Origin of the sequence: Pseudomonas sp. 313 (assembly GCF_000316965.1) — a bacterium.
In the GTDB taxonomy this organism is placed as follows: domain Bacteria; phylum Pseudomonadota; class Gammaproteobacteria; order Pseudomonadales; family Pseudomonadaceae; genus Chryseomonas; species Chryseomonas benzopyrenica.
Window position 1 is genome coordinate 1 of sequence record NZ_ANBZ01000069.1, and the last position, 2,786, is coordinate 2,786.

General features: G+C 66.3%; 3 protein-coding genes. All 3 read left to right on the plus strand.

Annotation, left to right across the window (positions count from 1 at the left end; all coding sequences use genetic code 11):
* Positions 1–470: 470 nt before the first annotated feature.
* Complete coding sequence (dapE, locus tag C722_RS0114285) at positions 471–1,613, plus strand: succinyl-diaminopimelate desuccinylase (protein ID WP_017641148.1); 1,143 nt, start codon at positions 471–473, stop codon at positions 1,611–1,613.
* Complete coding sequence (locus C722_RS0114290; RefSeq protein ID WP_017641149.1) at positions 1,610–2,422, plus strand: putative RNA methyltransferase; 813 nt, start codon at positions 1,610–1,612, stop codon at positions 2,420–2,422. Before dapE ends, C722_RS0114290 begins: the two co-directional genes overlap by 4 nt.
* Before the next feature lie 5 nt (positions 2,423–2,427).
* A partial coding sequence (locus C722_RS0114295; protein WP_017641150.1) for a hypothetical protein occupies positions 2,428–2,786 on the plus strand: 359 nt, incomplete at its 3' end.

Consider the following 2,786-nt stretch of genomic DNA (forward strand, 5'->3'; position numbering starts at 1 on the left):
GAGCAATGCACAGCGGAGCGGTTGCTCCGTGCTTGGACGAGATACCCTAGCGTCTCACGACGTTGGCATGGGCCAAATGAGATCAAGGCATCCTAGGGATAGATTGACCCCTTGCGGGATCAGATCGCCCACAAGGAGTCTTGTTACATTTAGATACAATTCCCCTATCGGAAATTGCGCTCAGTTACGTCTGATTGATCAATTTGTAGCCAGAAACGGCCAAAATTAAGACGTACCAACCCTAACGAGCAGGGATTGTGTCGTCCCCACAGGTGGGTCAAAGCAGACGCGGCAGGACCGGTTCTCGTGCTTCTTTAGGCTTTAAACCCTTGTAAAACAAGAGTTTAGGTGCCAAGGCAAGCTGCCAACCAAGCACAACACGAGCATTCGTGTCGCACCAAAAGCCACAGTATAGGTTTTCCTTTACCATACCGCTCCCCCTGAACCCTAGCCGCCTCCCGGGACCCGCCATGACCACCGCTCTCACCCCCACTCTGGAACTCGCCTGCGACCTCATCGGCCGGGCCTCGGTCACGCCGCTGGACGAAGGCTGCCAGGCGCTGATGATGCAGCGCCTGGAGCGCCTGGGCTTCGCCCTGGAACCGCTGCGCTTCGAGGAGGTGGACAACTTCTGGGCCCGCCGTGGCGGCGAGGGTCCGGTGCTGTGCTTCGCCGGCCACACCGACGTGGTGCCCACCGGCCCGCTGGAGGCCTGGCAGCAGGCGCCCTTCAATGCCCACGTGGATGCCGATGGCATGCTGCGTGGCCGCGGCGCCGCCGACATGAAGGGCAGTCTGGCGAGCATGATCATCGCCGTGGAGCGCTTCGTCGCCGACCACCCGGACCATCGCGGCGCCATCGCCTTCCTCATCACCAGCGACGAGGAAGGCCCCGCCCTGCACGGCACTCGTGCCGTGGTCGAGCGCCTGCGCGAGCGCGGCGAGCGGCTGGACTGGTGCATCGTCGGTGAACCCTCCAGCACCCGGCTGTTGGGCGATGTGGTCAAGAACGGTCGCCGCGGCTCGCTCAATGGCCGCCTGACCGTGCGCGGCAAGCAGGGCCACGTGGCCTATCCGCACCTGGCGCGCAATCCCATCCACCTGGCGGCCCAGGCCCTGGCGGATCTCGCCGCCGAGCAATGGGACGACGGCAACGCCTTCTTCCCGCCCACCAGCTTCCAGATTTCCAACCTCAATTCCGGCACCGGTGCCGGCAACGTGGTGCCGGGCGAGCTGCAGGCACTGTTCAACTTCCGCTTCTCCACCGAATCCACCGTGGAAGGCCTGCAGGCCCGGGTCGAGGCCATCCTCGATCGCCACGGCCTAGACTGGCACATCGACTGGTCGCTGTCCGGCCTACCCTTCCTCACTGAGCCGGGCGACCTGCTCGACGCCGTCGCGGCCAGCGTGGAGGCGGTCACCGGCTATCGCCCCGAGGCCTCCACCAGCGGCGGCACCTCGGACGGCCGCTTCATCGCCACCCTGGGCGCCCAGGTGGTGGAACTGGGTCCGGTCAACGCCACCATCCACCAGGTGGACGAGCACGTCCTGGCCAGCGACCTGGATCTGCTGACCGAGGTCTACTACGGCACCCTGGTGCGGTTGCTGGCATGAAGCTGATCTGTCCGCTCTGCCAGGCCCCGCTGGCCGAACTCGAGGGTGGCGTCGGTTGCGCCGTCGGCCATCGTTTCGACCGCGCCCGCCAGGGCTACCTGAACCTCCTGCCGGTGCAGCACAAGAAGAGCCTGGATCCGGGTGACAACGCCGCGATGGTCGAGGCGCGCCGGCGCTTTCTCGATGCCGGTCACTATGCGCCCCTGGCCGAGCGCCTGGCGCAGCTGGCCGCCGAACGCGCACCTCAGCGCTGGATCGACGTGGGCTGTGGCGAAGGCTTCTATACCGCGCGTCTGGCCCAGGCCCTGCCCGCAGCCGACGGCTATGCGCTGGACATCTCCCGTGAGGCGGTGCGCCGCGCCTGCCGACGTACCCCGGCGCTGACCTGGCTGGTGGCGAGCATGGCGCGTCTGCCGCTGCCGGACGCCAGTTGCCAGCTGCTGGCCAGTGTCTTCAGCCCCATCGACTGGGCCGAAGCCCTGCGCGTGCTGGCACCGGGCGGCGGAATCCTGCGCCTGGGTCCGGCCAGCGCCCACCTGCTGGAGTTGCGCCAGCGGCTCTATGACGAGGTGCGCGACTATGCCGAAGACAAGCACTTGCAGGATCTGCCGCCAGGTCTGGAACTGGCCCACAGCGAAGGGCTCGAATTCGTGCTGCCGCTGACCGAGCGCCAGACCCGCGAAGACCTGCTGGCCATGACGCCCCACGGTTGGCGGGTCAACGCCGAGCGACGCGAGCGGGTTCTCGCCGAGCCCTTCGAGGTGCGGGTGGCAGTACGTTACGATTGGATCGTCAAATCCGGAGCCTAAGCCCCATGCGCCAGCCCGATATCGAAATCTACCTAAAGGACGTCGACCAGGACGCCGTCTCGGCCTGGCTCGAACAGGTGTTCGCCATGCCTTGCGCCTGGCAGGCGCGTGGGCAGACCTTCAAGTGCACCCTGCGCTATGGTGGCGAGCCCATTCCAGTCACCTGGCTGCCGAAGGCGGTGGGCAAGTGGCACAGCCTGCTGCTGGAAAGCGATGTCTCGCCCTGGGTGGACGACCTGGCCTGTGCCCGCGACGCCCAGGCGGCCCTGCAGGTGCAGGTACGCTGCGCCCCGAGTGGCTGGAGCGAGGAAGAAGAGGAAGAAACCGCCGATCGCTGGCTGAAGGTGACGGACGAGGGCGTCGA

Excerpts from the sequence above, each read along its gene's own strand:
- dapE (WP_017641148.1), top strand. The coding sequence starts at position 471 with ATGACCACCGCTCTCACCCCCACTCTGGAACTCGCCTGCGACCTCATC.
- C722_RS0114290 (WP_017641149.1), top strand. The coding sequence starts at position 1,610 with ATGAAGCTGATCTGTCCGCTCTGCCAGGCCCCGCTGGCCGAACTCGAG.